Origin of the sequence: Tistlia consotensis USBA 355 (genome assembly GCF_900177295.1) — a bacterium.
In the GTDB taxonomy this organism is placed as follows: domain Bacteria; phylum Pseudomonadota; class Alphaproteobacteria; order Kiloniellales; family DSM-21159; genus Tistlia; species Tistlia consotensis.
Genome location: NZ_FWZX01000004.1, coordinates 25,669 through 50,272 on the forward strand (window position 1 = coordinate 25,669; position 24,604 = coordinate 50,272).

Annotated in this window: 19 protein-coding genes, 1 tRNA gene and 1 pseudogene; 3 read left to right on the forward strand and 18 right to left on the reverse strand. The window is 71.9% G+C overall.

Going from position 1 to position 24,604, the window contains the following annotated elements; genetic code table 11:
* Positions 1 to 131 precede the first annotated feature (131 nt).
* From B9O00_RS06915 to B9O00_RS06925, 3 genes are read right to left on the reverse strand one after another with little or no spacing between them, the layout of a single operon-like run.
* Entirely contained in the window at positions 132 to 824 is a 693-nt protein-coding gene (locus B9O00_RS06915) for an ATP-binding cassette domain-containing protein (RefSeq protein ID WP_085121738.1), read from the reverse strand.
* A complete protein-coding gene (locus tag B9O00_RS06920) occupies positions 821 to 2,587 on the reverse strand; it encodes an ABC transporter permease (RefSeq protein ID WP_085121739.1) in 1,767 nt (588 codons plus the stop codon). Before B9O00_RS06920 ends, B9O00_RS06915 begins: the two co-directional genes overlap by 4 nt.
* Positions 2,563 to 3,786: an ABC transporter substrate-binding protein gene (locus B9O00_RS06925; RefSeq protein WP_085121740.1), complete on the reverse strand. Its 1,224-nt coding sequence runs from the start codon at positions 3,784 to 3,786 to the stop codon at positions 2,563 to 2,565. Before B9O00_RS06925 ends, B9O00_RS06920 begins: the two co-directional genes overlap by 25 nt.
* Before the next feature lie 303 nt (positions 3,787 to 4,089).
* On the opposite strand from B9O00_RS06925, the gene B9O00_RS06930 reads away from it, so the two are divergent.
* Positions 4,090 to 4,163 (forward strand) — tRNA-Gly (locus B9O00_RS06930).
* Positions 4,164 to 4,249: 86 nt separating this feature from the next.
* Here the strand turns inward: B9O00_RS06930 and B9O00_RS32385 are convergent.
* Positions 4,250 to 4,954, reverse strand: coding sequence for a GntR family transcriptional regulator (locus B9O00_RS32385; protein ID WP_159460133.1), 705 nt, complete (start codon positions 4,952 to 4,954; stop codon positions 4,250 to 4,252).
* 195 nt (positions 4,955 to 5,149) lie between these two features.
* On the opposite strand from B9O00_RS32385, the gene B9O00_RS06940 reads away from it, so the two are divergent.
* Positions 5,150 to 6,112, forward strand: a complete 963-nt coding sequence (locus B9O00_RS06940) for a VOC family protein (protein WP_085121741.1) — start codon at positions 5,150 to 5,152, stop codon at positions 6,110 to 6,112.
* 12 nt (positions 6,113 to 6,124) lie between these two features.
* On the opposite strand, the gene B9O00_RS06945 is transcribed toward B9O00_RS06940, so the two are convergent.
* The 12 genes and pseudogenes from B9O00_RS06945 to B9O00_RS07000 all read right to left on the reverse strand — a co-directional run bounded on the left by B9O00_RS06945 (position 6,125) and on the right by B9O00_RS07000 (position 22,385).
* Complete coding sequence (locus tag B9O00_RS06945; RefSeq protein WP_085121742.1) at positions 6,125 to 6,742, reverse strand: flavin reductase family protein; 618 nt, start codon at positions 6,740 to 6,742, stop codon at positions 6,125 to 6,127.
* Positions 6,743 to 6,771: 29 nt separating this feature from the next.
* Positions 6,772 to 7,896, reverse strand: coding sequence for a M14 family metallopeptidase (locus B9O00_RS06950; protein WP_085121743.1), 1,125 nt, complete (start codon positions 7,894 to 7,896; stop codon positions 6,772 to 6,774).
* A 5-nt stretch (positions 7,897 to 7,901) separates the two neighbouring features.
* Positions 7,902 to 8,525, reverse strand: a complete 624-nt coding sequence (locus B9O00_RS06955) for a glutathione S-transferase family protein (protein WP_085121744.1) — start codon at positions 8,523 to 8,525, stop codon at positions 7,902 to 7,904.
* 22 nt (positions 8,526 to 8,547) lie between these two features.
* The gene (gene gbd / locus B9O00_RS06960) at positions 8,548 to 9,681 is read right to left on the reverse strand and encodes a 4-hydroxybutyrate dehydrogenase (RefSeq protein WP_085121745.1); all 1,134 of its coding nucleotides are present in this window, start codon (positions 9,679 to 9,681) and stop codon (positions 8,548 to 8,550) included.
* A 63-nt stretch (positions 9,682 to 9,744) separates the two neighbouring features.
* Positions 9,745 to 10,842: a COX15/CtaA family protein gene (locus B9O00_RS06965; RefSeq protein WP_085121746.1), complete on the reverse strand. Its 1,098-nt coding sequence runs from the start codon at positions 10,840 to 10,842 to the stop codon at positions 9,745 to 9,747.
* 63 nt (positions 10,843 to 10,905) lie between these two features.
* The gene (lpdA, locus tag B9O00_RS06970) at positions 10,906 to 12,327 is read right to left on the reverse strand and encodes a dihydrolipoyl dehydrogenase (protein WP_085121747.1); all 1,422 of its coding nucleotides are present in this window, start codon (positions 12,325 to 12,327) and stop codon (positions 10,906 to 10,908) included.
* Between the two features lie 224 nt (positions 12,328 to 12,551).
* Entirely contained in the window at positions 12,552 to 14,273 is a 1,722-nt protein-coding gene (gene odhB, locus B9O00_RS06975) for a 2-oxoglutarate dehydrogenase complex dihydrolipoyllysine-residue succinyltransferase (protein WP_085121748.1), read from the reverse strand.
* 54 nt (positions 14,274 to 14,327) lie between these two features.
* On the reverse strand, positions 14,328 to 17,384 hold the full coding sequence (locus B9O00_RS06980; RefSeq protein WP_235017057.1) for a 2-oxoglutarate dehydrogenase E1 component: 3,057 nt from the start codon (positions 17,382 to 17,384) through the stop codon (positions 14,328 to 14,330).
* 64 nt (positions 17,385 to 17,448) lie between these two features.
* On the reverse strand, positions 17,449 to 18,333 hold the full coding sequence (sucD, locus tag B9O00_RS06985) for a succinate--CoA ligase subunit alpha (RefSeq protein ID WP_085121750.1): 885 nt from the start codon (positions 18,331 to 18,333) through the stop codon (positions 17,449 to 17,451).
* A pseudogene (gene sucC, locus B9O00_RS06990) lies at positions 18,333 to 19,538 on the reverse strand (ADP-forming succinate--CoA ligase subunit beta); the annotation flags it as partial. The pseudogene sucC and the gene sucD, both read right to left, overlap by 1 nt.
* Positions 19,539 to 19,724: 186 nt before the next feature.
* Positions 19,725 to 20,687 carry a malate dehydrogenase gene (gene mdh, locus B9O00_RS06995; RefSeq protein WP_085121752.1) on the reverse strand — a complete coding sequence of 321 codons (963 nt, stop codon included), beginning with the start codon at positions 20,685 to 20,687 and terminating at the stop codon, positions 19,725 to 19,727.
* 150 nt (positions 20,688 to 20,837) lie between these two features.
* Positions 20,838 to 22,385 (reverse strand): AMP-binding protein, encoded by a 1,548-nt coding sequence (locus B9O00_RS07000; RefSeq protein ID WP_085121753.1) that lies wholly within the window; start codon positions 22,383 to 22,385, stop codon positions 20,838 to 20,840.
* Positions 22,386 to 22,570: 185 nt separating this feature from the next.
* Between B9O00_RS07000 and B9O00_RS07005 the strand changes: the two genes are divergently transcribed.
* Positions 22,571 to 23,623, forward strand: a complete 1,053-nt coding sequence (locus B9O00_RS07005) for a TAXI family TRAP transporter solute-binding subunit (RefSeq protein WP_085121754.1) — start codon at positions 22,571 to 22,573, stop codon at positions 23,621 to 23,623.
* A gap of 9 nt (positions 23,624 to 23,632) precedes the next feature.
* On the opposite strand, the gene B9O00_RS07010 is transcribed toward B9O00_RS07005, so the two are convergent.
* Together B9O00_RS07010 and B9O00_RS07015 are read right to left on the reverse strand one after the other, a co-directional pair.
* Positions 23,633 to 23,920, reverse strand: coding sequence for a DUF2218 domain-containing protein (locus B9O00_RS07010; RefSeq protein ID WP_085121755.1), 288 nt, complete (start codon positions 23,918 to 23,920; stop codon positions 23,633 to 23,635).
* A gap of 11 nt (positions 23,921 to 23,931) precedes the next feature.
* Positions 23,932 to 24,537, reverse strand: coding sequence for a PadR family transcriptional regulator (locus B9O00_RS07015; RefSeq protein WP_085121756.1), 606 nt, complete (start codon positions 24,535 to 24,537; stop codon positions 23,932 to 23,934).
* Between the last annotated feature and the right edge of the window lie 67 nt (positions 24,538 to 24,604).

Genomic DNA, 24,604 nt, shown 5'->3' on the forward strand with positions numbered 1-24,604 from the left:
TCGCCGAATGCGTGAAAGCGCGCCACTCGGCAGCTTCTCACATTCCTGGCGCGGAAAATAGCCGCAACAACTGCCATTGTCAAAGACACCGACATGACAAGACCCGGCAAAATCCTCGTCTAAACGCGCTATTAGCCAAATTGTTGCATGCCCGGTGTCGAAAGTTCGACGCGCGGTCCGCCGGCGGCCCGGGCGTCCGCGGGATCGTGCGTCACGAGCAGGGTCGGCAGAGCCCTCGCGCGGGCGTGGTCGAAGACGAAACGGCGCACCCGGTCGCGCAGGGCCACGTCGAGCTTGCCGAAGGGCTCGTCGAGCAGCAGCGCCCGCGGCTCGGCCAGCAGGGTGCGGAACAGCGCGACCCGGGCGCGCTGGCCGCCGGAGAGGGTCGCCGGATCGCGCGACTCGAAGCCGGCGAGGCCGGCCTCGGCCAGGGCCTCGGCGACGCGGGCCCGGCGGCGGCGCCGGCCGCGCACCGACGGCGGGATGCCGAAGGCCAGGTTCTCCGCAACGCTGAGGTGCGGAAACAGCAGGTCGTCCTGGAACAGGATGCCGACGGCGCGCCGCTCCGGCGGCAGGCCGGTCAGCTCGCGGCCGGCGAGGCGGACCCGACCGGAGGCCTCGAAGGCCGGGTCGAGCGTGCCGCAGACGAAATCGAGCAGGCTCGACTTGCCGACCCCGCTCGGCCCCATCAGGGTCACCACCTCGCCCGGCGGCACCGTCAGGTCGAGGCCCTCGACCAGGCTGCGGCCGCCGAGGCGCAGGCCGATGCCCTCCAGCACCAGGGCGCGGTCCGGGCCCGGATCGGCCGGCGCCAAGCCGCTCACGACGGCAGCCTCAGGCCGCGGCGCCGGCGGTGGCGCCAGGCCGGCAGGGCGAGCGCCGCCAGGAAGGCGAGCAGCGGCAGCAGGGTCTGCAGGAAGGCATAGACCGCGAGCACCCGGCGGTCGCCGCCGGCCGAGAGCGCGACCGCCTCGGTGGTCAGGGTCGCGACGCGGCCGCCGCCGGCGAAGAGGGTCGGCAGGTACTGGCCGACCGAGACGGCGAAGCCGACCGCGGCGGCGAAGGCCAGCGGGCGCAGCAGCATCGGCAGGCGGATCCGCCAGAGCATCCGGTCCGGCCCGGCGCCGAGGCAGCGCGCGGCCCGCCCGAAGCGCGGGTCGAGCGCCCGGTAGGGCTCGGCGAGCGCCAGGAAGACGTAGGGCAGGACGAACAGCAGGTGGCTCCAGACCAGGGCCAGCCAGCCGCCGTCGAGGCCAAGCCTCACCGCCAGCACCTGGACGCCGAACAGGAAGGCGACCTGCGGCACCAGCAGCGGCAGGTAGAGCAGCCAGAGCGCGCCCCGTCCGGGCCGGCGGCCGCCGCGCTGCTCGCGCTCCAGGCAGCCGACGACCAGAGCCAGGGCGACCAGCGTCGCGGCGAGCCCGAGGCCGAAGGTGACGGCCGTGGTCGGCAGCAGCGCGTCGAGGTGCCGCAGCCAGGTCTGCGCGGACCAGACGCTCGGCAGCGCCTCGGGATAGCGCCAGCGCCAGGCGACCGACCAGAGCGCGATGCCGAGCAGGCTGGCGAGGCCGAGGCCGAGTGCGCCGAGCGCGGCGGTCCGGCCCGCGAGGTCGGCCGCCCGGCCGCCGCCGCCGCGCCCGCCGCCGGCCAGCCAGCGCCGGCCGAGCCGGGCCGCCAGGCGCTCGGCCAGCGCCGCGAGACCGATCGCGCCGGCGACCAGGGCGAGCTGCAGCAGCGCGCCGGCGGCCGCGACGAAGCGCAGCGACAGGTCCGGGTCGTAGAACCAGCGCACGACCAGCACGGCGAGGCTCGGCGGCGTGCTCGGGCCCAGGATGATCGCCATGTCGACGACCGACAGGGAATAGGCCAGCACGGCGTAGAACGGCAGGCGGACCAGCGGCCAGACCGCCGGCAGCACGGTCTTGAGCCAGGCCGTCGCCGGACCGTAGCCGAGCGCGCGCGCCGTCCTCAATCTCTGCGCCGCCTGCACCTGGCCGAGCGCGCCGAAGGTCATGAGCAGCAGGAAGGGCAGCTCCTTGACCGCCAGGCCGAGGCCGAGGGCCAGGCCCCAGGGGTCGTTGACCATGGCGACGTCGGGCGGCAGCGTCCAGCCGGTCGCCCAGGGCGAGACCAGGCGCGCCAGGAGGCCGCTCGGCGCGATCAGGAAGGCGAGGCCGATGGCGACCGCGGCGTGCGGCACGGCGAGCAGCGGTGCCAGCACCACCCTGAGGCGCCGGAACAGCCGGCTGCGGTGGCAGCCGGCGCAGAACAGCACGACGACCGCCAGGGCGGCGACGCTGCCGCCGACGCCGGAGACCAGGCTGACCAGCACCGCCCGGCCAAGGCCCGGCTCCGCGAAGAGCGCCCGCCAGGGGCCGAGCCCGAGCGCGCGACCGCCCAGGGCCGGCAGCCAGCCGAAGGCCGGCAGCAGGGTGCCGAGCAGGCCGGCGCCGATCGGCAGGAGGAACAGGGTCAGGGTCAGGGCCGGAACCGGCCGAGTCCAGTCGCCGGTGCCCGGCAGCCGCAGCGCCGGGGCGCCGGCCGCCGGCCTCGCCGGCTCGCTCAGCCGCCGTAGCGTCGCGCCCATTCGGCCTCGATCCGCGTCATCCAGGTCGGATGCGGCTCGAGCAGCACCGGGCCCAGCCTGTCGGGCGGCAGGCTCGCCGGCCCCGACTTGATCGCCGTGAAGAGCGCGCGCTGCTGCGGGGTCAGGCGGTCCATCGCCAGCACCGTGTCGTCGCCCCAGTACTGCGGGTCCTGCTTGCGCGCCTGGGCCTCCGGGCTCATCAGGAAGTCGGCGACGACCATCGCCGCCGCCTTGGCCCGGGCGTTGAAGGGGATGGCGACGAAGTGGGTGTTGCCGATCGTGCCGTCGTCGAGCACGAAGACCCGCGCCGTCTTCGGCAGCCGGCCGTTGTCGATCAGCGACTGCGCCTCCGAGGGATAGAAGGAGATCGCGACGTCGAGCTCGCCGTCGTCGAGCAGCTGCAGCTCGGCCGGCCCGCTCGCCGGAAAGACCCGGCCGCCGCGCCAGAGGCTGGGGTGCAGCCGGTCGAGGTAGGCCCAGAGCGGCGCCGTGACCCGCGCGAACTGGCTGTCGCTGGCGACCGGCTTCTGCAGCTGGTCGGCATCCGCGGTCAGCTCGATAAGCACCTGCTTCAGGAAGGTCGAGCCGATGAAGTCGGGCGGCGCCGGGTAGGTGAAGCGGCCGGGATGGGCCTCGGCCCAGTCGGCGAAGGCCGGGATCGAGCCCGGCGTGTCGTGGACCCGCGCCGAATCGTAGATGAAGTTGATCTTGGCCATGCCCCAGGGCGCCTCGAGCCCCTCGGTCGGCACGGTGAAGTCGACCAGCGTGGTCGGCTTGTCGCGCGTGTCGACCAGCGCGAAGTTCGGCAGCTCCCTGACGAAGGGGCCGTAGAGCAGGCCGTTCTCCTTCATCGTCGCGAAGTTCTCGCCGTTGATCCAGACCAGGTCGACCGAGCCGTCCTCGGTCTTGCCTGCCGCCTTCTCGGCGAGCACGCGGCTGACCGCCTCGGCGGTGTCGGTCAGCTTCACCTGCTCGACCGTGATGCCGTAGAGCGCCTTCACCCGCTCGCCGACCCAGGCGATGTAGGCGTTGATCCGCTCGTCGCCGGCCCAGGCGTTCCAGTAGACCGTCTCGCCGCGCGCCTGCTGCAGCGCCTGGTCCCAGGTCAGCGGCTCTGCAGCACGGGCCGGCGCCACAGGGCCGCCGAGCGCGAGCACCAGCCCGAAGGCTACGGCGAACCACCGCAGGGTCTCGATCATCGTCTTCCTCTCGCCGCGCTCGTCTTCGCAAAGCCGGGAGTATGCCGGGCACCCGGCGCCCTGCCTATCAAGCGCGCTTCACGATCGCGCCAGCAAGCTTCGAGACGGCCCCAACCTCTCCCCGACCCTCTCCGCCCCCGTGGGGCAGAGAGGGCGTCGGACGGCCAGGCCTCACCCTTTGCGTCCCCTCTCCGCTCCCTGGGGAGGGGAGAGGGCTAGGGAGAGGTGTGGGGGGCGGAACAAGCCCCTCGCCCTCTTGTCAGCGCGGCCGCTCTCTGCGACATAATCGGGGCCGGCGCGGAAGCGGGTGTAGCTCAATGGTAGAGCAGAAGCTTCCCAAGCTTACGACGAGGGTTCGATTCCCTTCACCCGCTCCAACCGGCCTGTGTCCGGGCCGCTCACTGCCCGCAAGACCTGCCCGCAAGATCGGACGCCGCGCCCGAGCGAGCGCCCGCCGGCGCCGCTAGTCGGCCGCGCCGCCTGAGTCCGGCGCCGGAGGCACGTCGACGAAGAGGATCCGCGAGTTCAGGAGGATCTCCGTCGTGCGGCTGAGATGGACGGTCAGGGCCGCCGTGGCCGCCTCGACGTCGCGGGCCAGCGCGGCATCGGCGATCGCGTTGTGCTCCGCCTCGACGTCGCGGCCGGTCTCGTCGAACGGGCCCGAGAGGCGCCGGTAGCGCTCCGACTGCGTGAAGAGCTGGGACCGCAGCCGCCCCCACCAGCGGTTGGGGCAGGCCGAGGCCAGCGCGTCGTGGAATTCCAGATGGGTGGCGTGCCAGCGGCGCACCTCCGGCGCATCCGGGCGGCGCGCCGAGCCCTTTATGGCGGCGAGCCGATGACGGACGGCCACGACCCGCGCCTCCCAGTCGACGTCGCCCTGGGCGATCGACTCGGCCAGGCATCGACACTCCACCGCGATGCGGACCTCCGTCAGCTCCTGGAGATCGCGGCGGGAGATCGGGGAGACGACGAAGCCCTTCTGCGGCTCGGCGATCACCAGTCCCTCGGCGGTCAGGCGCGAGAGGGCCTCGCGCACGGCGCCGGAGCTGGCCGAGAGCTCGCGTCCGATCTGGTCGATCCGCAGCTTCTGGCCCGGCGCATAGCGCGCGCGCACGATCGCCTCGCGCAGCAGGTCGCAGGTCCGGGCGGTCAGGCTCTTGTGCGGCATGTCGTGCATCATCGGACCGAGTCTGCCGAAAATTCTCTTCCGACGCAAAAATATATTTTCTCTTGCAATGTGCATATCGCTTCGTGCTATGCGGAGGGCAGGAAGATCGGGAGGCCGGAGGGGCCATCCGCGAGCTTCGAGCGTGACGGCAGGCGCGGCCCGGCAGAAGCCCGCAGCAGGGAGGAGAAGCGAGACATGACGGCGATCACCGGACAGCCGGGCGTAACCAAGCGCCCGGGCGAGCTCGGCATCCATTCGCTGGACGCCTTCACCCTGGAGGTCCCGAGCCTCGAGGACGCGCGGCGCTTCTACGGGGCCTTCGGGCTGGAGGTGCGCGAGGAGGGCGAGGGACTCGGCGTCTACGCGGCCGGCGACGACCATCGCTGGCTCAGCCTCCGCGAGGGCCCGCGCAAGCGGCTCGGCCACCTGAGCTTCGGCCTCTTCGAGGAGGACGCCGAGCCGATGAAGCGGCACATCGAGGCCCAGGGCATCCGGCTGACCGACGCACCGGCCGGCGTCGAGAGCGACGGCCTCTGGTTCCGCGACCCCTTCGGCATCGCGATCGAGCTCAAGGTCGCGGAGAAGAGCTCGCCGAACGCCAAGCCCGCCTTCACCACGGCCTCGGTCCCGGCGGGCGTCGCGGCGGCACCCTCGCGCTCGCGCGCCGGCCTCGTGCAGCCGAAGCGCCTCGCCCACCTGCTGCTCTTCTCGCCTGACGTCTCGGCCTGCCTCGACTTCTACGGCCGCGCCCTCGGCCTCCGGCTATCGGACCGCGCGGGGGACATCGTCTGCTTCCTGCACGGCATCCACGGCTCGGACCACCACATCATCGCCTTCGCCAAGTCGGACGGCCCGGGCCTGCACCATTCCAGCTGGGACGTCGGCGGCATCGACGAGATCGGCCGCGGCGCGGCTCAGATGGCCGCGCAGGGCTTCGCCAAGGGCTGGGGGCTCGGCCGGCACGTGCTCGGCTCGAACTACTTCCACTACGTCGGCGACCCCTGGGGCAGCTACGCCGAGTACGCCGCCGACATCGACTACATCCCGCTCGACCAGGACTGGCCGGCCGCCGACCACCCGCCCGAGGACAGCTTCTTCCTCTGGGGCCCGGAGCTGCCCGAGGGCTTCGTCCACAACTTCGAGGCCGATCCCGGTTGACGGGCCGCCGCCTCAGTCCGGCCGGCGCATGTGGAAGCGGTTCTCCTCGCCGATCCAGAAGTAGTCGGTCGGGCCGCCGCCGCGGGCGACTGGCTCGGCCAGCACGGTCTGGTAGACGCCGTCGCGGATCACCCGCCTGTCGATGTGGATCCGCACCGCCTCGCCGAGCACCAGCCAGGAGCTGCCCTCGTTGCCGGCGTGGCCGTCGAGGCGCAGGATCTTCGTCACCTTGCATTCGAAGGAGACCGGGCTCTCGCCGACTCGCGGCACGGCGATCTCGTCGGAGGGCGCCGGGGTCAGGCCGGCCAGCTCGAACTCGTCGACCTCGGGCGGCACCATGGCGCTGGTCCGGTTCATCGCCTCGGCCAGCGGCCGGGTCACCAGGCTCCAGGCGAACTCGCCGGTCTCCCGGACGTTGCGCAGGCTGTCCTTCACGCCGGTGCTGGCGAAGCCGACGATCGCCGGCTTGTAGCTCAGCAGGTTGAAGAAGCTGTAGGGCGCGAGGTTCAGCGCGCCCTCGGCGCTGCGCGTCGAGATCCAGCCGATCGGGCGCGGCACCACGATCGAGTTGAGCGGGTCGTGGGCCAGGCCGTGGCCCTGGCGCGGGTCGAAGACGTGATAGTCGGTCATCGGCGTCCTTGTTCGTCGGAGAGGTGTTTCTAGAGCGCCGCCAGCATGGCCGTCAGGCAGGCCGCGCCGAGGCGGCGGCAGCGGCCGGGCGACCAGCCGACGGCCGGCAGCGGCAGGTTGGCGGCATCCTTGAAGGGCTGCTCCAGGGTCATCGAGAGGCACTGGAAGGTCTCGGCGACGTACTTGGAGCCGATGTCGAGGTTGGCGGTCGGGCTCGGCGGATAGCCGTGGACGGTCTGGAAGTCCGGGTCGGCCCGTTCCAGCACGGCCGCGAAGGTCCTGCGCCGCTCGACCATCCCGGGGGTCACCGAGGGCACGTTGTCGGCGTCGACGAGGAAGACGTAGGGCAGGCCCTCGTCGCCGTGGATATCGAGGAAGATCGAGACCCCGGTCGCGGCCATGCGCTCGCGCACGAAGAAGACCTCGGGGCTGGCCTCGGGGGTGGCGTTGCACCAGGCCCGGTTGAGGTCGACGCCGCCGGCGTTGGTGCGGATGTGGCCGGCGGCGGCGCCGTCGGGGTTCATCAACGGCACGACGTGAAGGGTCGCCTGCTTGAGCAGGGCGCGCGCCACGGCGTCCTCGGGATCGAGCAGGCGGTCGAGCAGGCCCTCGACGCACCAGGAGGCCATGGTCTCGCCCGGATGCTGGCGGGCGATCACCCAGACCGGCTGGGCGCCGCCGCCGGCACTCAGCAGGTCGATCGGCCGGCCCTCCAGCGTCTGGCCAAGGACCTCATGGCGGACCAGCGGGCTCTCGGCCGCGCGCGCGACCAGGGCGCGGTTGCGCGCCAGGGAGTAGGGCGCGAAGTAGGCGAACCAGGCCTCGCCGCCGGCCGCGGCGAAGGACCACGACAGCCGGCCCTCGGCGTAGCGGCTCGGCACCCGGACCCAGGCCTCGGCCGGCCCGGCCGGGCCGGCGGTCGAGGCGACGACGTCGTAGCCGTCCCAGCCCCGGGGATAGCTGCTCGAGCCGGCGTTCTCGATCTCGAAGGACCAGCCTGCGCCGGGCTCGCCCATGACCTTGAAGAAGAACCACTGGTGGAAGGCGGCCTTGCCGTCCGGCCGGATGCGCAGGCGGGCCCTGCGACCGCCCTCGCGGTCCTCGACGGCAACGAGCTCGATGTTGCCGCCGTCGAAATCGCAAGCGATCTCCATGGGTCCTACTTCTTGCGGAAGGGGTCGAGGCTGGTCGAGCGAAAGGCCGGCGTCTCGTTCAGCCGCTCGGTCAGGGCGGCGAGCCGAGGGTAGCGGCCCTCCGGCACGATGCCCGGCGTCATCACGCCCATGAAGTCGTAGACGATCGCGGCGGTGATGTCGGCCTGGGTCGGGCGGCCGTGGAACCACTCTGCCTCGCCGAGCGCCTGCTCCAGGGCGGCGAGGCCGCCGGCTGCCTGGCCCTCAAGGCGCTCGACCCAGGCCGGGTCGGTCTTGCCCTCGGCCTTGAGGTTGCGCTCGTAGGCCGAGCCCACCGCCTTCTCGGCGGCGCCGACGGCGAGGCAGACGCTGTGCAGCACCTGCCGGCGCTCCGGCCCCGACGGCGGGATCAGCGCGCGCTCCGGGCCGGCCTCCTGGTCGGCCCAGTCGAGGATCGCCGCCGAGTCGAGGATCACCGCGCCGTCGTCGAGCACCAGCGCCGGCACGCGGCCGAGCGGGTTGACCTGCTTGATCGCCTCCAGGTCCGGCCCGGTCGCCAGCGGACGGCGCTCGAAGTCGAAGCCGAGCAGCTCGAGGCTGACGGCGCTGCGCCGCACGAAGGGGGATAGGTCGCGGCCGATCAGGTGCATGCTGGGTCTCTCCCTGGGTGGTTCAGCCGTAGGCGGCGGCGAACAGGGCCTCGTAGTCGGCCCTGGTCGCCGGGCGCGGGTTGCTGGCGTTGGAGTGGTCGGCGAGCGCGCCCTCGACCATCTTCGGCAGCACCCCGGCGGGCACGCCCATGGCCTTCAGGCTGGCCGGCAGGCCGAGGTCTACGTTGAGCGCCTCGACCGCCTCGGCGAGGTCGGCCCCCTCGGGCAGGCCAATCGCCCGGGCGAGGCGCGCATACTTGCTGCCGACGTGGCCGGCGTTGAAGCGCAGCACGGCCGGCAGGATCACGGCGTTGAGCGTGCCGTGGTGCAGGCGCGGGCTCTCGAGGCCGCCGAGCGGGTGCGACATGGCGTGGACCGCGCCGAGGCCCTTCTGGAAGGTCATGCCGCCCATCAGCGAGGCCAGCAGCATCTCGCGCCGCGCTTGGCGATCCGCGCCGTCGGCGACGGCCCGGCGGATCGCGCCCCAGCCGCGCGCCAGGCCGTCAAGGGCGATCGCCTCGGCCGGCGGGTTGTCGCGCGGGCTCAGGTAGGTCTCGATGCAGTGGGTGATCGCATCCATGCCGGTCGCGGCGGTGAGCCGCGGCGGCAGGCCGAGGGTCAGCTCGGGATCGCAGAGCGCGACCCTGGGGATCATGTGCGGCGCCAGGAAGCCGAGCTTGCGGCCGTCGGTCAGGGTGATCAGGGCGGCGCGGCCGACCTCGCTGCCGGTGCCGGCGGTGGTCGGGATCGCGACCAGGGGCGCCACCCGGTCGGTGATCTTCGGCACGCCGCCGAGGATCGCGGCGTACTGCTCCAGCGGCCCGGGATGGGTCGCCAGCAGGGCGACGCCCTTGGCGAGGTCGATCGAGCTGCCGCCGCCGAGCGCGACCAGGCCGTCGCAGCCGGCCCCCTGGTAGGCGGCAACGGCCGCCTCGACCGCGGTTTCCGTCGGGTTTTCCGGCGTGCCGTCGAAGAGGGTCACCGGCATGCTGTCCGGCAGCACGGCACGCAGCCGCTCGACGAGGCCGGCGGCGACGATGCCCCTGTCGGTGACCAGCAGCGGGCGCGTCACGCCGAGCGCCGCCAGCTCCTCGGCCAGGACCTTCAGGGCACCGAAGTCGAAGAGGATGCGGGTCAGGTAGAGGATCGGCGTCATGGCGGGCTCGCGGCGCTTGGAAGGGCCGCCAGCCTCCCCGCCGTCCCCGGTCCCGTCAAGCCGTCAGCGCGCGACCCCTGCCATGCCCGGCGCCGTCCCCGCCGAGGCGCGCGGCCGGGCGAAGCGCCGGTGCAGGGCGTCGACCGTGGCGGTCAGCAGCAGGATCGCCCCGGCCTGGTGCAGCGCGCCGAGCGGCACCGGCACCGCGGCGAGCAGGGTCGCGACGCCGAGGCAGTACTGCAGCAGCGCCGCGGCGGCGACCAGCGCCAGGCCGCGGGCGAGCGGCGTGCCGCCGGCACGCGCCCAGCTTCGCCAGGCCAGGGCCAGCGCGCCGAGCAGGGTCAGGGTCGCCAGCAGGCGATGGTCGAACTGCACCGCCGCGATGGTCTCGAACCAGTTCAGCCACCAGGGGCTGAGCGCCGCGTAGCCGCTCGGCACCAGCCGGCCGTCCATCAGCGGGAAGGTGTTGTAGGTCAGGCCGGCATCGGTGCCGGCGACGAAGCCGCCGGCCGCCAGGGTCAGCACCAGCAGTGCCAGGAAGATCGGCAGGCTGCGCCTGGGCGCGCGGGGCGCTGGGGGCGTGACGCCGCGCAGCAGCGAGAGCGCGATCCACAGCAGGTAGCTGTAGATCAGCAGGGCGAGGCCGAGGTGCATGACCAGCCGGTACTGGCTGACGTCGGTGCGCGCCGAGAAGCCGCTCTCGACCATGAACCAGCCCATGAAGCCCTGCAGGGCGCCGAGCCCGAAGCCGATCCAGAGCGGCGCGGCGAAGCCCGCCGGCACCTTGCGGCGCCACAGGAACCAGAGGAAGGGCAGCAGGTAGACGAGCCCGATCGTCCGGCCCCAGAGCCGGTGGATCCACTCCCACCAGAAGATCTGCTGGAAGCCGCCCAGGGTCATGCCGCCGGGCAGGCTCCTGTACTCGCCGGTCTCCTGGTAGAGCCCGAAGAGGCGCTCCCACTCGGCGTGGCTGAGCGGCGGGATCGCGCCGGTGATCGGATCCCATTCCATGATCGAGAGGCCGGACTCGGTGAGGCGCGTGATCGCGCCGATCACCGCCATGGCGAAGATCATGGCGCAGCAGATCAGCAGCCAGGCCGCGACGGCGCGTGGCGCCGCGCGGCTGGTCCGGGCGGAGCGGGACAGGGTGACGGCGGACATGGCGGGGATATATCCGCGCCGGGCCGCGGATGCCAGCGGCGCGATGCCGCTGACCGGCCCGGCCTAGATGTGGATCGGCCGGCCCTCGACGGCCAGCGCCGCCTCCTTGACCGCCTCGTTGAGGGTCGGGTGGCCGTGGAACGAGCGGCCGAGGTCCTCGGCCGAGCCGCCGAACTCCATGGCGACCACGACCTCGTGGATCAGGTGGCCGGCGTCGGGGCCCAGGATGTGGGCGCCGAGAATCCGGTCGCTTGCCTTGTCGGCCAGGATCTTCACGAAGCCGTCGGTCGCGTTCATGGCGCGCGCCCGGCCGTTGGCCATGAAGGGGAACTTGCCGACCCGGTACTCGATGCCGGCCTGCTTCAGCTCCTCCTCGGTCCGGCCGACGCTGGCGACCTCGGGCCAGGTGTAGACGATCCCGGGGACGGTCTCGTAGTTGACGTGGCCGCCCTGGCCGGCCAGGTGCTCGGCGAGGGCGACGCCCTCCTCCTCGGCCTTGTGGGCCAGCATCGGACCGGGGATCGCATCGCCGATCGCGTAGATCCCCGGGACGTTGGTCGCGAAGTGGCCGTCGACCTTGACCCGGCCGCGCTCGTCGAGCGCGACGCCGGCGGCCTCCAGCCCGAGGCCCTCGAGGTAGGGCTTGCGGCCGATCGCGACCAGCACGGCGTCGCAGTCGATCGTCTCGGCCTCGCCGCCCCCCTTGGAATCCTTGGCGGCGGGCTCGACGGTCAGCTTGACGCCGCTCTTCGAGGTCTTGGCGCCGGTCACCTTGGTCGAGAGCTTGAAGGTCATGCCCTGGCGGCCGAGGATGCGTTGGAACTGCTTGCCGACCTCGCCGTCCATGGTCGGCACCAGGCGGTCGAGGAACTCGACGACGGTGACCTTGGCGCCGAGCCGCTGCCAGACCGAGCCCATCTCCAGGCCGATGTAGCCGCCGCCGACCACGACCAGGTGCTTCGGCACCTTGGCGAAGCTCAGCGCCCCGGTCGAGGAGACGATCTGCTTCTCGTCGACCGTCACCCCCGGCAGGTCGACATGGGTCGAGCCGGTCGCGATGACGATGCTCTTCGCCTGGTAGGCCGTGCCGCCCTGATCGCTGGCGACCTCGACGGTGCCCGGCGCCGTGATCCGGCCGCTGCCCTTCAGCCAGTCGACCTTGTTCTTCTTGAACAGGAACTCGACGCCCTTGACGTTGGCCTCGACGACCTTGTCCTTGTGGCCGAGCATGGTCGGGAGGTCGAGCTCGAGCTTGCCGACCTTGACCCCGAAGGCGCCCAGGGCGTGCGCCGCCTCCTCGAACTTCTCGCTGGCCTGCAGCAGCGCCTTGGAGGGGATGCAGCCGACGTTGAGGCAGGTGCCGCCGAGCGTCGCGCGCTTCTCGACGCAGGCGACCTTGAGGCCGAGCTGCGCCGCGCGGATCGCGCAGACGTAGCCGCCGGGCCCGGCACCGATCACGATGAGGTCGTAAGCCTGCTCGGCCATGTCGCTTCGCTCCGTCTTGGCATCGTCCGAAAGGCGCAGGGCACCTTGCCGGAAAGCCCGGAGGCTAACAAGGCGAGGTGCCCATCCCCTTTCTGCCCCTGGGGGCGGAGAGGGGATGGGAGAGGTAGGGGACGGCAGTGGAGGCAGGCGGACCGGTCTCCGCGGGATCGCCCCACCTCTCCCCGGCCCTCTCCGCCCCGGAGGGGCAGAGAGGGAGAAAAAGGCTAGAGGTCGAGCAGCAGGCGCTCGGGGTCCTCGATGGCTTCCTTGACCTTGACCAGGAAGGTCACGGCCTCGCGGCCGTCGACGATGCGGTGGTCGTAGGACAGGGCCAGGTACATCATCGGCCGGATCTCGACCTTGCCGCCGATCGCGACCGGCCGGTCCTGGATCTTGTGCAGGCCGAGAATGCCCGACTGCGGCGCGTTGAGGATCGGCGTCGAGACCAGCGAGCCGAACACGCCGCCGTTGGTGATGGTGAAGCTGCCGCCCTGCATCTCGTCGATCGCCAGCTTGCCGTCGCGGGCGCGGCCGGCGAGATCGCCGAGCGCCTTCTCGATCTCGGCGAAGGACTTGCCGTCGCAGTCGCGGATCACCGGCACCATCAGGCCCTGGGGCGCCGAGACCGCCATGCCGATGTCGTAGAACTCGTTGTAGACGATCTCGGTGCCGTCGATGCGGGCGTTGACCGCTGGCACCTCCTTCAGCGCCTTGACGCAGGCCTTGGCGAAGAAGGCGGTGAAGCCGAGCTTGACGCCGTGCTTCTTCTCGAAGCCGTCCTTGTAGCGGGCCCGGAGGTCCATCACCGCGGACATGTCGGCCTCGTTGAAGGTCGTCAGCATCGCCGCGTTGTTCTGCGACTCCTTGAGCCGGCGCGCGATCGTCTGGCGCAGCTTCGACATGCGCTCGCGGCGCTCGCGCGGCGCGGCGCCGGCCGGGGCCGGGGCGGGCACTGCGGCCGGAGCGGAGGGCGCGGCGGCGGGCGCGCCGGCGACCGTCGGCTTCGGCTTCAGGGCGACGCGGCCCTCGACCACGGCCTCGACGTCCTCCTTGGTCAGGCGGCCCTGCGGCCCCGTCGCCGGGATCCGGTAGGGGTCGAGGCCGTTCTGCTCGACGAGGCGCGCGACGGCCGGCGAGAGGGTCATGGCCGAGCTCGGCGCACCCTGGGCCAGGAAGGCGGCGAGGTCGCCGGCCGTCACCTTGCCGTCGGTGCGCCTAGCGCTGCCGGGATCGAGCGTCGCGGCGGCCGGTGCGGGAGTGGCCGCCGCAGGAGTGGCGGGTGCGGGGGGGGCCGGAGCAGGCGCCGACGCGGGGGCGGGCGCCGCGGCGGGAGCGGCCGCGCCGCCACCCTCGGCGACGCGCGCCAGCAGGGCGCCGACCTCGACGGTCGCGCCCTCCTCGGCCAGGGTCTCGGCCAGGGTGCCGGCGACCGGGGCGTTGACCTCGAGGCTGACCTTGTCGGTCTCCAGCTCGAGGATCGCCTCGTCGGCGGCGACCGCCTCGCCCGGCCGCTTCAGCCACTTGGCGATCACCGCCTCGGTCACCGACTCGCCGAGGGTCGGCACCTTGATCTCGTGGAGCTTGCCGCCGCCGGCAGCCGCCGGAGCCGCGGCGGGTGCAGGAGCAGCGGCGGGCGCAGGGGCGGCGGCGGTCGGCGCGGGCGCCGGAGCCGCGGCGGCAGGCGCCGGCCTGGCCGCGGCCTTGCCGTCGCCGGCCCCGATGCGGCCGAGCAGGGCGCCGACCTCGACGCTCTCGCCCTCCTGGGCGGCGATCTCGGTCAGGGTGCCGGCCTCGGGCGCGTTGACCTCCAGCGTGACCTTGTCGGTCTCCAGCTCGACCAGCGCCTCGTCGAGGGCGACGCTCTCGCCTTCAGCCTTGAGCCACTTGGCGACGACCGCCTCGGTCACCGATTCGCCCAGCGTGGGGACCTTGATCTCCGCTGCCATGCTCCGCCTTCTCGTTCCCTAGTCCCCGGCCGCCGGGACTGCGGCCGGCACCGCCTACTCGGCGGCCTGCTTCCTGCTGCCGCGGCCGCTCGCGGCCCCGGACGCCTTCTTGCCCGCCGGCTTCGATCCGGCCTTGGCGGGGGTCTTCGCCTTGGCCTTGGCCGGAACCTCGACCGGGGCCGCCGACGCCGGCGCCGCCTTGGCAGCGGCGACCGGGGTCGCGACGTCGCTCGAGGCGGTCTTGCCGTTCATCGCCGCCTTGCGGTAGCCGATCCGGCCATAGCGCGGCAGGCCGACGGTCAGCGCCTCCTCGACCAGCTTCGCCTGCTCGTCCAGATGACGCTGGAACAGGCCGGTCGCCGGCGAGGCGGCGGCCGAGCGTCCGGCGTAGCGCGGCCGCGGGTTGTGGACCCCCGCCTCCTCGGCGATCTCCTCGAGGAACTCGCTGATCAGCGACCAGGCGCCCATGTTGCGGGGCTCCTCCTGGCACCAGACCAGCTCGCAGTGGGCGTACTTGGCCAGCTCGCTCAGCAGGGTGTCGCTGGGGAAGGGGTAGAGCTGCTCCAGGCGCATCAGGTGGATGTCCTCGATGCCCTTCTCCTCGCGCGCCTCCAGCAGGTCGTAGTAGACCTTGCCGCTGCACAGCACGAGCTGCTTCGCCTTCCTGATCGCGGCGGCCGAGGCGTCCTCGGTGATCACCCGGTGGAACGAGCTGTCGCCGCCCATCTCGGCCAGGCTGGAGATGCAGCGCTTGTGGCGCAGCAGCGACTTCGGCGTGAACACGACCAGCGGCTTGCGGAAGTCGCGGTGCACCTGGCGGCGCAGCGCATGGAAGTAGTTGGCCGGGGTCGTGCAGTTGACGACCTGCAGGTTGTCCTGGGCGCAGAGCTGCAGGAAGCGCTCGATCCGCGCCGAGGAGTGCTCGGGGCCCTGGCCCTCGTAGCCGTGGGGCAGCAGCATGACCAGGCCGGTCATGCGCAGCCACTTGGCCTCGCCCGAGGCGATGAACTGGTCGATGATCGTCTGGGCGCCGTTGGCGAAGTCGCCGAACTGCGCCTCCCAGACGACCAGTGCCCGCGGCTCGGCCAGCGAATAGCCGTACTCGAAGCCGAGCACGGCGAGCTCGCTGAGCGGGCTGTCGACGATCTCGACCGGTGCCTGGTCGGGCGCCAGGTTCTGCAGCGGCTTGTAGGCCTCCTCGGTCTCCTGGTCGATCAGCGCGGCATGGCGCTGGGAGAAGGTGCCGCGGTTCGAGTCCTGGCCGGACATGCGCACCGGGTAGCCCTCGAGCGCCAGCGTGCCGAAGGCCAGCGCCTCGGCCGTCGACCAGTCGATGCCCTCGCCCGACTCGATGGCCTTGCGCTTCGCCTCGAGCTGGCGGGCGATCTTGCGGTTGACGTTGAAGCCCGCGGGCACCTCGCAGAGCTTGAAGCCGACCTTCTTCAGGTCGTCCTCCTTGACCGCGGTGTGGCCGCGCCGGGCGTCGTAGCCCTTGACCGGCGACAGGCCGGCCCAGGCGCCCTCCAGCCAGTCGGCCTTGTTGGACTTGTAGGAGCTGGCCGCCTCGAAGTCGCGCTCCAGCCGCTCGTACCACTCCTCGACCAGCTTGCCCGCCTCGTTGTCGCTGACCACGCCCTCGGCGACCAGCTTGCCGGCGTAGATCTCGCGGGTCGTCGGGTGGTTGCGGATCGTCGAGTACATCAGCGGCTGCGTGAAGGCCGGCTCGTCGCCCTCGTTGTGGCCGAAGCGCCGGTAGCAGAACATGTCGATCACCACGTCCTTCTTGAAGGTCTGGCGGAACTCCGTGGCGATGCGCGCGACATGGACGACGGCCTCGGCGTCGTCGCCGTTGACGTGGAACACCGGCGCCTGGATGACCTTCGCCGGCTCCGAGCAGTAGGGCCCGGAGCGCGAGTTCACCGGGTTGGTGGTGAAGCCGATCTGGTTGTTGACGATGAAGTGGATCGTGCCGCCGATCCGGTAGCCCTTGAGCTCCGAGAGGTCGAGCGTCTCCGGCACCAGGCCCTGGCCGGAGAAGGCGGCATCGCCGTGCATCAGCAGCGCCATGACCTCGGTGCGGTCCTTGTCCTGGCGCTGCGCCTGCTTGGCGCGCACCTTGCCGACCACCACCGGGTCGACCGCCTCGAGGTGCGAGGGGTTGGCGGTCAGCGACAGGTGGACGGGATTGCCGTCGAACTCGCGGTCGGCCGAGGTGCCGAGGTGGTACTTGACGTCGCCCGAGCCGCCGACGTCCTCGGGGCTGGTGGCACCGCCCTTGAACTCCTTGAAGATCGCGGTGAAGGGCTTGCCCATGAAGTTGGCGAGCACGTTCAGGCGACCGCGGTGCGGCATGCCGATCACGACCTCCCTGAGGCCGAGCTGCCCGCCGCGCTTGAGGATCTGTTCCAGGGCCGGAATCATCGCCTCGCCGCCGTCGAGGCCGAAGCGCTTGGTGCCGGTGTACTTCTTGTCGAGGAAGCGCTCGAAGGTCTCGGCCGCGGCCAGGCGCTCCAGGATCGCGCGCTTGCCCGGCACCGTGAAGTCGGTGCGGTTCAGCTCGCGGTTCTCGATGCGCTGCTGGATCCAGCGCTTCTGGTCCGGATCCTGGATGTGCATGAACTCGACGCCGATCGAGCCGCAGTAGATCTGGCGCAGCGCCTCCATGATCTGGCGCAGCGTCGCGGTCTCGAAGCCGAGCACGTTGTCGATGAAGATCGGCCGGTCCCAGTCGGCCTCGGTGAAGCCGTAGCTGGCCGGATCGAGCTCCGGGTGCCGGGCCCTCGGCGCCAGGCCGAGCGGGTCGAGATTGGCCTCCAGGTGGCCGCGCACCCGATAGGCGCGGATCAGCATCAGCGCGCGGATCGAATCGACCGTCGCAGCGCGCACGCCGCCCTCGCCCGCCGGGAACGGCCCGCCGATCGGCACGGCGGCGCCGTTGCCGGCGCCGGCCGGCCGCTCGACGGCCCGCTCGAGGACGCTGCGGGCGTCGTCGGCCAGGTCGTCGAAGAGGGCCTTCCAGTCCTGGCCCACCGACCCCGGATCGCCCAGGTAGCGGGCGTAGGTTGCGACCAGTTGCTCCGCGTTCGGGCCGATCAGGATCGGCTGAGCCATATCGTTCGCCATGTCCGTCGCACGGGCCCGGCCGACGGCGGCCGGGGCCGCCCTTTCCTTTGCGCTAGCCTTTGAACTCGCTCATTGCCTTGAGCATGGTGCTGCCGAGGCTGGCCGGCGAGTCCGCTACGAAGATGCCGGCCGCCTGCAGCGCCGCGATCTTGTGGTCGGCGGTGTCCTTGCCGCCCGAGATCACCGCGCCGGCATGGCCCATGCGGCGGCCCGGAGGGGCCGTGCGGCCGGCGATGAAGCCGGCGACCGGCTTCGGCGAGCCGGCAGCCTTGTAGTACTCGGCACCCATGATCTCGGCGTCGCCGCCGATCTCGCCGATCATGATGATGCCCTCGGTCTCCTCGTCGTCGAGGAACATCTTGATGCTCTCGACGAAGTTCGTGCCGTTGACCGGGTCGCCGCCGATGCCGATGCAGGTCGACTGGCCGAGGCCGGCCGCCGTGGTCTGGGCGACCGCCTCGTAGGTCAGCGTGCCAGAGCGGCTGACGATGCCGATCTTGCCGCGGCGGTGGATGTGGCCCGGCATGATGCCGATCTTGCACTCGTCCGGGGTGATCACGCCCGGGCAGTTCGGTCCGATCAGGCGCGTGCCCGAGCCCTGCAGGGCGCGCTTGACCTTGACCATGTCGAGCACCGGGATGCCCTCGGTGATGCAGACCGCCAGGCGGATGCCGGCGTCGATCGCCTCGAGGATCGCGTCGGCCGCGAAGGGCGGCGGCACGTAGATCGCGCTGGCGTCGGCGCCGGTCTCGGCGACCGCGTCGGCGACGGTGTTGAAGACCGGCAGGTCGAGGTGCGTCGTGCCGCCCTTGCCGGGGGTCACGCCGCCGACCATGCGGGTGCCGTAGGCGATCGCCTGCTCGGAATGGAAGGTGCCCTGCGCGCCGGTGAAGCCCTGGCAGATGACCTTGGTGTTCTTGTCGACCAGGACGGCCATTACTGCGCCTCCTTCACGGCCTTGACGACCTTTTCCGCTGCGTCGGCCAGGTTGTCCGCCGAGACGATGGCGAGGCCGCTCTCGTTGAGGATCTCCTTGCCCCGCTCGACGTTGGTGCCCTCCAGGCGCACCACCAGCGGCACGTGCAGGCTGACCTCGCGGGCCGCCGCGACGACGCCCTCCGCGATGATGTCGCAGCGCATGATGCCCCCGAAGATGTTGACCAGGATGCCCTCTACATTGGGGTCGGAGAGGATGATCTTGAAGGCCGCGGTGACGCGCTCCTTGGTCGCCCCGCCGCCGACGTCGAGGAAATTGGCCGGCGAGCCGCCGTAGAGCTTGATGATGTCCATCGTCGCCATGGCCAGGCCGGCGCCGTTGACCATGCAGCCGATGCTGCCGTCGAGCTTGATGTAGTTGAGCTCGTGGCGCGAGGCCTCGAGCTCGGTCGGGTCCTCCTCGTCCTCGTCGCGCATCTCGGCGATGTCGGCGTGGCGGAACAGGGCGTTGTCGTCGAAGCCCATCTTGGCGTCGAGCGCGATCACCGAGCCGTCGCCGGTGACGACCAGCGGGTTGATCTCGACCAGCGAGGCGTCGAGCTCGGTGTAGGCCTTGTACATCGCCGACAGGAACTTGGTGGCGGCGCCGATCTGCTTGCCCTCGAGGCCGAGCGCGAAGGCGATCTTGCGGCACTGGAAGGGCATCAGGCCGACCGCCGGGTCGATCGCCTGGCGGACGATCCGGTCCGGGTGCTCGGCGGCGACCTCCTCGATCTCCATGCCGCCCTCGGTCGAGGCGACGATGGTGATCCGGCCGGTCGCGCGGTCGAGCAGCATCGAGAGGTAGAGCTCGCGGGCGATGTCGCAGCCCTGCTCGACGTAGAGCCGCTTGACTTCCTTGCCCGCCGGGCCGGTCTGCTTGGTGACCAGCGTCTCGCCCAGCATCCTGCCGGCCTCGGCCTTGACCTCGGCCGGGCCGCCCTTGACCACGCGCACGCCGCCCTTGCCGTCGGGATCGCTCTTGAAGCGCCCGGCGCCGCGGCCGCCGGCGTGGATCTGCGACTTGACCACGCTGACCGGGCCGCCGAGCTTGGCGGCAGCCTCCTCGGCCTCCTCCGGCGTGTAGGCGACATAGCCCTCGGGGACGGCGACCCCGAACTTCTTGAGCAGGCTCTTCGCCTGGTATTCGTGGATATTCATGCGGGCGCGCTCGCTTGCGGTTTCGTTGAAGCGTCTCGGTCAAGCGGCGGGACGCCGCGAGCGGCCCACCCCGAACGGCGGCCGCGCGGCGCCCGTCCCTCGGGCGGGCGGCACTCTAGCACCCCGACGCTGCAGTGCAACCGCGCAGGGCGGCGCCCGACGCCGGAGAGCGGAGGCCGCGCCGCCGCGGACTTACGCGCTCTTGGCGGCGAGGTCCTTGCAGGCCTGGACCAGGCCCTTCACGGCGCCGACCGACTTGTCGAACATCGCCTGCTCCTCGGCGTTGAGCGACAGCTCGACGACGCGCTCGACGCCCTTGGCGCCGATCACCACCGGCGCGCCGACGTAGAGGCCGTCGACGCCGTACTCGCCCTTCAGCCAGGCGGCGCAGGGCAGCACGCGCTTCTTGTCCTTGAGGTAGCTCTCGGCCATGGCGATCGCCGAGGAGGCCGGGGCGTAGAAGGCCGAGCCGGTCTTCAGGAGGCCGACGATCTCGGCGCCGCCGTCGCGCGTGCGCTGGACGATCTGGTCCAGCGTCTCCTGGCTGATCCAGCCCATCTTGATGAGGTCGGGCAGCGGGATGCCGGCGACCGTCGCGTAGCGCACCGTCGGCACCATGGTGTCGCCGTGGCCGCCGAGCACGAAGGCCGAGACGTCCTCGACGCTGACCCCCATCTCCTCGGCCAGGAAGTGGCGGAAGCGCGCCGAGTCGAGCACGCCGGCCATGCCGACGACCTTCTCGTGGGGCAGGCCGCAGGCCTCGCGCAGCACCCAGACCATGGCGTCGAGCGGGTTGGTGATGCAGATCACGAAGGCGTCGGGGCAGTGCTGCTTGATGCCGGCGCCGACCTGGCCCATGACCTTCATGTTGATGCCGAGCAGGTCGTCACGGCTCATGCCGGGCTTGCGCGCAACGCCGGCGGTGACGATCACCACGTCGGCCCCGGCGATCGCGCTGTAGTCGTTGGCGCCGCTCAGCTTCGCGTCGAAGCCCTCGACCGGGCCGCTCTGGGCGAGGTCGAGGGCCTTGCCCTGGGGAATGCCCTCGGCGATGTCGAACAGCACGACGTCGCCGAGCTCCTTCAAGGCCGCCAGATGGGCGAGCGTTCCGCCGATGTTGCCGGCGCCGACCAGGGCGATCTTGTTGCGAGCCATGAGCCTTACTCTCCCTCATCTTGCAGTGCGGTAGAACGGTCGGGCCGGAGCTTTACGCCGATCCCGGCAGCCGCACAAGAGAGGGTCTGACCCGCACGGCGGGCAGGTCGCCGCAGCGCCCGGAGCCGGCGGCGGGACCCGGGGCACGGCTCAGTCCGGCACGTCCTCCAGCAGCTGCCGGAGCTCGGTCTTCAGCACCTTGCCGTAGTTGTTCTTCGGCAGGCTCTCGACGAAGCGGTAGCGCTTCGGCCGCTTGAAGCGGGCGATCTCGGCGAGGCAGAGCGCGTCGAGCGCCTCGGGCGTGACCGCGCCCGGCTGCCGCGCGACCACGAAGGCCACGACCTCCTCGCCCCAGTCCGGGTGGGCGCCGCCGACGACCGAGCACTCCAGCACGCCGTCGTGGCGCAGCAGCACCTCCTCGACCTCGCGGGGATAGATGTTGCTGCCGCCCGAGATGATGACGTCCTTCGAGCGGTCCTTCAGGGTCAGGAAGCCGTCGGCGTCCAGGCTGCCGAGGTCGCCGGTGTGCAGCCAGCCGCCGGCCAGGGCCCGCGCGCTCGCCTCCGGGTCGTGCCAGTAGCCGGCCATCACCGAAGGGCCGCGCGCCAGCACCTCGCCGGTCTCGCCCGGCGGCAGGGCGGCGGCGCTCCCCTCGCCGCCGGGGCCGGCGACCCGCATCTCGACCAGCAGCTGGGCGCGGCCGACCGAGGCGAGGCGGTCGCGCCAGCGCGGGTCGTCGCGCCGGCCGTGCTCCCAGCGCGGCAGGGCGGTGATGGTCATCGGGCTCTCGCCCTGGCCGTAGATCTGCACGAAGCGCTGGCCGAACAGTTCGAGCGCCTGCTCGATGTCGGCGAGGTACATCGGCCCGCCGCCGTAGACGCAGGTCTTGAAGTTGGCCGGGTCGACCGAGCCGGCGGCCGGATGCTCGACCAGGCGCTTGACCATGGTCGGCGCGAAGAAGAAGCCGATGCCGCGGTGCGCGGCGAAGAGCTCGAAGACCTCGGCCGGGTCGAAGCCGCCCGATTCCGGCACGACCTGCAGGGCGCCCTGCGCGACATGCGGCAGCACGTAGAGGCCGGAGCCGTGCGACAGCGGCGCGGCGTGCAGGATCGAATCCGTCGGCGCCACGGGATCGACGTCGGCGAAGTAGCAGGCGGTCATGGCCAGCAGGTTGCGGTGGCTCAGCATCGCGCCCTTGGGCCGGCCAGTCGTGCCGCTGGTGTAGAACAGCCAGGCGAGCTCGGTCTCGGCGGACTCGGCGGGCGGCAGCGGCTCGGCCTCGAACAGGCGGTCCCAGGCCGGGCCCGGCACCTCGACCAGCTCGGCCAGCCGGTCCAGGCCCGCGCTCTCGCCGGCGATCGCCGCCGCCTGCTCGGGGCTCGCGAAGCAGAGCCGGGCGCCGGAGTGCTCCAGCATGTAGCGGAACTCGCGGCCGTGCAGCTTGGCGTTCATCGGCACCGCGGCGAGCCCGGCCCACCAGAGCCCGAACAGCGCCTCGAGGTATTCGGGCCGGTTCTTCATGGCGAGCGCGACCCGCTCGCCGGGCTCGAGGCCCCAGCGGCCGCGCAGCGCCCCGGCGAGACGCGCCGCCCGGCCGGCCAGGCCGGCATAGTCGGTCAGCACCCGCTCGCCGAGGGCCAGGGCCGGCCGGTCGCCGCGGGCCTGCGCCGTACGGGCCAGCAGACGGGCCAGGTTCATCGCTCTCCTCCCTTCGTCGCCACACCGGGTCCATGCGAAGGCCTGGACACGGAGGCGCCAAGATACAGAAATCGCGGCGATTTGCGACGGTGGCGCCTTTATATCGCGCAGAGCAGAGCCTATAGTCTTCTAAGGGCCTACGTATGGCCCTCCCGCCCTCCCGGAAGTCGCCGGAAGACCATCCGATGCGTCGCCGACAGTTCCTCTCCGGCCTCTCGCTGGCCCCCCTGCTGGCGGGCGGGCTGGCCGGCGGATTGGCGCGGCGGGCGGTCGCCGACGAGGCGCCGACCTTCTTCCGCATCGGCACCGGCTCGACTGCCGGCACCTACTTCCCGATCGGCGGCCTGCTGGCCACCGCGATCAGCCACCCGCCGGGCAGCCGGCCCTGCGATTCCGGCGGCAGCTGCGGCGTGCCCGGGTTGATCGCCGTCGTGCAGTCGACCGAGGGCTCGGTCTACAACGTCCGGGCGGTCTCCGAGGGCCGGCTGGAGTCGGCGCTCAGCCAGGCCGACGTCGCCTTCTGGGCCTACCACGGCGCCGGGCCCTTCGCCGACAAGCCGCCGCTCGCCAACCTCAGGGCGATCGCCAACCTCTATCCCGAGTCGGTGCAACTGGTCGCCGCGGCCGACGCCAAGGTGCGCAACGTTGCCGATCTCAAGGGCAAGCGCGTCTCGATCGACAGCGAGGGCTCGGGCACGCAGATCGACGCCAAGCTGATCCTGCAGGCCTGGGGCCTGAGCCCGAAGGACCTGGACGCCCGGATGATCGGCGCCAACGAGGCGGTCGAGCAGATGCGCCGCGGCACGCTCGACGCCTTCTTCTACGTCGCCGGCACACCGACGGCCGCGATCGAGGCGCTGGCCCGCGACATGACCATCACGCTGGTGCCGATCGAGGGGCCGCCGGTCGAGAAGCTGCTGAAGGACTATCCCTTCTTCGCCCGCGCCTTCGTCGGCGCGGGCCTCTACCGCGGGGTGGCCGCGACCGCGACGCTGTCGGTCGGCGCCCAGTGGATCTGCTCGGCCGAGATCGATGCCCAGCTGATCTACGAGGTGACGGCCTCGCTCTGGCACGAGAACACCCGCCATCTGCTCGACGCCGGCCACCAGAAGGGCCGGCTGATCCAGTTCGCCACGGCCCTCGACGGCCTCGGCGTGCCGCTGCACCCCGGCGCGCTGCGCTACTACGAGGACCACGGCAAGGCGATCCCCGAGACGCTGCAGCCGCCGGAGGAATAGCGGAGGCCGCTAGGCGGCCTCGCGCCACTCGACCGCGAGATCCTCGCGGAAGGCGAAGCGCTTGAGGTGGTCGGCGACGACCCCGCAGAGCCGCGGGAGCGCCGCAGCGTCCTCGCCTTCCAGGTACAGCGACAGGCGTTCCGGGGCCGCCTCGAAGCGGCAGGTGGCGCCGGTCATCCGGACCTCGCCGGAGGTCGCGTCGAACGTGACCTCGAAGCGATGGCTCCAGTGCTTGCAGAGCTGCTGCAGGTAGCGGCTGGCGTGGGCGGTCGGGACGCTGGCTTCGAATCGCGTCATGGCCGGCCTCCCTAGCTGCGCTCGATCGCGACCGCGGCGGCGTCGAGCGTCTCGACGATCTGCCGCAGCTGCTCGTCGCTCAGCGACCCGCCGCGCAGGCGCAGGCGCAGCGCCAGCTTCAGGTTCTCCATGGCGCGGACCAGCTGCGGCGCGGGGCGACCGCCCTGGCCGGCACCGACCTCGTCCATGCGGGCCAGCGCGGCGTCGACGGCGCCCCGGTTGGCGGCCAGCCAGACGCGGCCCTCGTCGGTCGCCGCGTAGAGCTTCTTGCCGCCGCTCTCCTCGACCGTCGCCTGGCCGAGCTCCTCGAGCATGGTCAGGGTCGGGTAGATCACGCCGGGGCTCGGGCTGTAGCTGCCGCCGGCCCGCTCCTCGATCGCCTTGATCAGCTCGTAGCCGTGGCGCGGCTGATCGGCGATCAGGGCCAGCACGACGAGACGCAGCTCGCCGTGGTCGAACAGCCTGGCCGAGCGCCGGCCGCCGCGGCCGTGGCGATGGTGTCCGTGCTCGTGCCCAGGGCCGCCCTCGGGGCCACCCTCGGGGCCACAGCCGCGGCGGCCTTCGCCGTGCGCGAAGCGCCGGCGCCACTCGGAACGATGATGGGGATGATGGAACATGAAAGCGTCTCCGATAGGGTTTCGATACATCATGACTTAGATATATCGAAACCCTATCGGCTGCAAG